Below are 4,368 nucleotides of genomic sequence, written 5' to 3'. Positions count from 1 at the left end.
AGTCGCGAAGGCACGACCGACCGCCGTCAACCTCAGCTGGGGAGTCGCGCGCGCGCTCGAGAAACTCGACGAGGGCGCCGAAGCCGTGCTCGCCGAAGCACTGGAAATCCTCGACGAGGACGAACGCCTCAACCGCGCGGCATCGGCCCACGCCGCCGAGATCGTCCTCGGGCTATGCGATCGCCGCCCGCTGCGGTTGCTTAGCCATTGCAACGCCGGCCATCTCGCCACCGTGGCCTGGGGCAGTGCGCTTGGCGTTGTGTGGCACCTTCACGAGCGGGGACTGGTCGAGTCGGTGCTGGTCGACGAGACACGTCCACTGCTGCAGGGCGCGCGGCTGACGGCATGGGAGCTGGCGCAGGCGGGCGTGCCCTACCGGGTGCAGCCGGACGGGGCCGCGGCGGCGGCGATGGCACGCGGCCTGGTCGACTGCGTTCTCGTCGGCGCCGATCGGATCGCGGCTAACGGCGACGTCGCCAACAAGATCGGTACTTACGGGCTGGCCATCGCCGCCCGTCATCACAACGTGCCGCTCGTCGTGGTCGCGCCTTCGTCCACGGTCGACATGTCGCTCGCGACCGGCGCCGAGATCGCCATCGAGGAACGCGAACCCGACGAACTCAGGACGTTCAGCGGCACCACGATCACCCCGCCGGACGCCGACGTTTTCAACCCGGCTTTCGACGTGACCCCGGCCGAGCTCATCACCGCCGTCGTCACCGAGCACGGCCGCTACCGCAACCGCGGCGTCCACCGCTAGGTCAAAGCGCTGCGCCTATTAGCGCCAGAGGCAGTATTCCGATGTCGGCGGCGATCGGGATACCGATTGCGTCGACCGGGTTGTTGGCTGCGAGTTCGGTCGTGAAGACGTTGTAGTCGAGTTCGGGAAGGGTGATCAACAACGCTTCGGCTACGTCGAAAGGCGGGAAGCCGGTGTGCGGCGGCAACGTATCGAAAAGATCCTGGAAGGTCGTGGGAACGATTGAGAAAACCGACAATTGGGTGCCTGGGAGGACAGCTTCCAGTGTCGCGCCGAGTTGGTCGGCCCAGGATGGCAACGTGTACACATAGTTGTTCGGATCAGCTAAATCCTTGAGGGCATCGGTGATCCCTTGATGCAGTCCGTTGGCCAACGCTTGCGGAACCTGCTCGAGGACACTGGAATCCGGCAGGAATCCCAACGGCGTGGGCACATCAGCATCGCCCTGACTCCAGCCACCCAAGTAGTTGTCGGCGACGTCGCCGTAGCCCAGATTCACCAACACTGACAAGTCCGGGTTCAGCAGATCGGCCAGCGGGTTGCCGATGAAGGGGATTAGTTGCAACGGCTCTAGCAGCGGCAGCGTCGTGACGGGAAGCTCGTAGTAGTTGGTTAGGGTGTCTGCCGCCGACGTCGGTAGTTGGATCGCGTCCGCGACCTGCGCGGCCGTCAGTCCCGGGTAGGTGACGTGCTCGAAGACGATGCCCAACACGGCATTGAGGTCAGACAGTGGGTTGATCGGGTACTGCGGGAAGTCGGCAAAGCCGTCGTATTCGTGTGTGTAGACGTCGGTCGGGTAGAGATCAGATGCTTCTGGTCCGCTGAATGTCAGGCCCAGGCTCGGGATGGTCGGCTGGGTGCCGGCCGGCAGGTCGAAGCGCTCCAGCATGCCGCCGTTGGGGGCGCTTTCGTCACCCATCAGCACGAAGTGGACGTCATCACTGGGCACGCCATGGCTCGCGAGCTCCGGTTGCAATAGCGATGAGATGACCGCGCTCTGCGACCAGCCGGAGACCACCACAGGGTTGGCGGCATCGACGTGCCCTCCGGCGATTTGGTTCAGGATCGCGGCGTCCAGGATCTGTTGGCCCTGGGCCTCCGACTTGTCGAAGGTTTCGGTGAAGGGACCGAGGAATGGGTAGAGCGCCTCGGGTGTGGTCAAGACCTGCGTTGTGCCGGTGAAGCCGCGTGGCGCCAGGTACACCGCATCGATGACGTCGGCGTAGGTCTGGCCAGGCGTCTCGAGCCCGCTGCCGCCCATGATGAACGCCGTGCCATCCCCGAGCGGGGAATCCGCGGTGTCACCGCTGGTGAGCCGCGCCGCGCGCACCTGCACATCGGGTGACGGCGGGACCAGCGGTGAGACCGTGATCAGACTGGCGCCTACGAGGGCGACACCCAAGGTGCGGTGCAGATGAAGCATCAGGCGGAGGGCCTCTCCCTCGAGGTGCATGCCAGTGCACCGAGCGATGGTGAGCAAAATTACAGCACGACCGCGCGGCGAGAACAAAGGAAATGGCGCCATAGGCGTGACCTTGAATCGAGCTGTGTCACGGTCGCGTCAATGAGCAGTGTTTCCAACGCGATTCGAACAGCGTTGGGGCGGGTGGGAAGTGGAGCCGATGACGGGAATCGAACCCGCGTATTCAGCTTGGGAAGCTGATGTTCTGCCATTGAACTACATCGGCGCGGTTGCTTGGGAAGGCTAGCACTCGGCGTTGCGACGTTTCATCAACACCGCGAGCCCGAGCCGAGCGGATACGCTCGTCGCGTGCTGCTCTCCGATCGTGACCTCAGGGCCGAAATCGCCGCCGGCCGGTTGGGCATTGACCCATTCGACGACGCCCTGGTCCAGCCGTCCAGCGTGGACGTTCGCCTAGACAGTTTGTTCCGGGTGTTCAACAACACCCGATACACCCATATTGACCCCGCCAAGCAACAAGACGAGTTGACCAGCCTGGTGGAGCCAGTCGACGGCGAGCCGTTCGTGCTGCACCCCGGTGAGTTCGTGCTGGGCTCGACGCTGGAGCTGTGCACGCTGCCCGAAGATTTGGCGGGGCGGCTGGAGGGCAAATCGTCGCTCGGGCGCCTGGGGTTGCTCACCCACTCGACCGCCGGCTTCATCGATCCCGGCTTCAGCGGCCACATCACTCTGGAGCTCTCCAACGTCGCCAACCTGCCGATCACGCTCTGGCCGGGGATGAAGATCGGCCAGCTGTGCATCCTGCGGTTGACCAGCCCGGCCGAGCATCCCTACGGCAGCGCGCGGGCAGGGTCGAAGTATCAGGGCCAACGGGGACCCACGCCGTCGCGCTCGTATCAAAATTTCATAAGGTCCACTTAGCTTCGGCTGTAACGCCGCACAGCCTGGGCGGCGATCATCCAGTGATAACGCCAGCGCGGTGTTCACCTCCGCCCAGAACAGTGACGCGCCAGCGAGATCTGGAGGAGCGGTGGACATCGTTCTCGGGGTGTCGATGGCACCCACAGTCGTCCGCGCGGTGGTCGTGGAAGGTGTAAACGCCGACGGCGTCACGGTGGAAGAAGACAATTTTGTCGTCGTGGGAGACGACGCCGCCGCAACCGTGAGCGCCGCCGATCAGGTGGTCTCGGCAATCTTGGGCACTCGGGAGGGTGCCACACAAGCGGGCCATGCGCTGACGTCGACCGGTGTGACCTGGACCGACCCGGTGGACGCTGCCACCCTGCGGGAGGTTCTGGCCGCCCGCAAGGTCGAAAACGTCATGCTGGTCTCGGCCTTCATGGCTGCGGCCGCGCTGGCACAGATGGTGGGCAGCGCCACCGGTAACGCGCGCACAGCGTTGTTGTTCGTCGAACCCGAGACCGCGACTTTGGCCGTCGTCGACACCGCCGACGGTTCAATCGCCGATGTCCACAAAGAACTGATTTCCAGCACGGACACGGTCGCAGAACTGGCCGGGATGCTCGCCGCCCTGGAGGCGCTGGAAACCCGCCCAGAGCACGTGTTCGTCGTCGGCTCCGGCGTGGACGTCGCCGCAATCAAGCCTCAGTTGGAGGCGGTGACGTCGCTTCCGGTAAGCGCACCGGAGGAACCAGAGACCGCGTTGGCGTGGGGCGCCGCGCTGGCGTCGGCGAACACGCCGCTGTTTGCGTCGTCGACTGCTGCCCTGGCGTACGCGCAAGATCCCGCCACGGGGACGATCGATCCTTACGCGGTGTCCCCGGGATACCTTGGGGCGCCGGATGTTCCGCCGGGCACCGAATTGGGGGAGGAGGACCTCGCCTACAGCTTCGACCCCGATGAGGAAGCCGAAGCCGACACGACGGCGCTGGATCTGGTCGGCGAGGAGCATCGCGAGCGGCGGCCGCTTCTTCTCGTTGGCTCGATATCGGCGGTGGTAGTTGTGGCCGCGGCCCTGGCGCTGGAAGTGTCACTGGCGCTGGGTATTCGGCCCAGCGTCGCGTTGCTGCCCAGACCGCTGCAGAATCTCATCCTCCCGGTTGTACAAGCCCCAATGCCCGCCCCCTCCGCGATAAGCGCTCCGGCGCCGCAGGCCAATCATCTGCAGCCACCGGCGGTGGCGCCGCCAGCGGTGGGGCCGCTCCCGGCAGTCGCCCCGCTCCCG

Annotated in this window: 4 protein-coding genes and 1 tRNA gene; 3 read left to right on the top strand and 2 right to left on the bottom strand. The window is 65.3% G+C overall.

Annotated elements, in window-relative coordinates; translation table 11 throughout:
- Positions 1 to 760, top strand: a 760-nt coding sequence (gene mtnA / locus WB785_RS24020) for an S-methyl-5-thioribose-1-phosphate isomerase (protein WP_424082484.1), incomplete at its 5' end; no start/stop codon positions are given.
- A gap of 1 nt (position 761) precedes the next feature.
- Here mtnA and WB785_RS24015 read toward each other — a convergent pair.
- On the bottom strand, positions 762 to 2,213 hold the full coding sequence (locus WB785_RS24015; protein ID WP_424082482.1) for a PE-PPE domain-containing protein: 1,452 nt from the start codon (positions 2,211 to 2,213) through the stop codon (positions 762 to 764).
- 161 nt (positions 2,214 to 2,374) lie between these two features.
- A tRNA-Gly gene (locus WB785_RS24010) sits at positions 2,375 to 2,448 on the bottom strand.
- A gap of 83 nt (positions 2,449 to 2,531) precedes the next feature.
- Here WB785_RS24010 and dcd point away from each other — a divergent pair.
- On the top strand, positions 2,532 to 3,104 hold the full coding sequence (dcd, locus tag WB785_RS24005; protein ID WP_424082480.1) for a dCTP deaminase: 573 nt from the start codon (positions 2,532 to 2,534) through the stop codon (positions 3,102 to 3,104).
- Positions 3,105 to 3,213: 109 nt separating this feature from the next.
- On the top strand, positions 3,214 to 4,368 hold a 1,155-nt coding region (locus WB785_RS24000; protein ID WP_424082478.1), incomplete at its 3' end, for a DUF7159 family protein.

Source organism: Mycobacterium sp. (assembly GCF_049585075.1).
Taxonomy (GTDB): Bacteria; Actinomycetota; Actinomycetes; order Mycobacteriales; family Mycobacteriaceae; genus Mycobacterium.
Note: the sequence above shows the minus strand (reverse complement) of the source record. Positions and strands in the feature narration are given on the sequence as shown.